General features: G+C 73.0%; 1 protein-coding gene. It reads right to left on the reverse strand.

Annotated features, from left to right (window positions below):
• A partial coding sequence (locus PUR71_RS04545; RefSeq protein WP_329925011.1) for a ketoacyl-synthetase C-terminal extension domain-containing protein occupies nt 1-556 on the reverse strand: 556 nt, incomplete at both ends.

Below are 556 nucleotides of genomic sequence, written 5' to 3' on the forward strand. Positions count from 1 at the left end.
CGCGCGGTGCGGGAAGGCCGTCCGCCCGGCCAGGGTGAACGCCACATCGGCGGCCTGGAGTTCATCCAGCTCCGTCAGGCGCGCGACCTGGGCGTCCAACGCCGCTTCGCACGTGGCGGACACCACCCAGGGCATCGCCCCCGCCGCCTCCGCAGCCTCCTGCACGGCGTCGGGCTCGCCCTGCTCCAGGATCACGTGGGCGTTGGTCCCGCTGATCCCGAAGGACGACACACCCGCCCGGCGCAGACGGCCGGCCTCCGGCCACTCCTGGGCCTCGGCCAGCAGCTCGACGGCGCCGGCCGTCCAGTCGACGTGCGACGACGGCGCGTCCACGTGCAGCGTGCGCGGCAGCACACCGTTCTGCATCGCCAGCACCATCTTGATCACGCCAGCGACACCGGCCGCCGCCTGCGCGTGCCCGATGTTCGACTTGATCGACCCCAACAGCAGCGGGACTTCCCGGTCCTGCCCGTACGTCGCGAGCAGCGCCTGCGCCTCGATCGGATCACCCAGCGTCGTCCCCGTCCCGTGCGCCTCCACGGCATCCACGTCGGCA

It is taken from the genome of Streptomyces sp. SP17BM10 (assembly GCF_036322405.1).
Taxonomy (GTDB): Bacteria; Actinomycetota; Actinomycetes; order Streptomycetales; family Streptomycetaceae; genus Kitasatospora.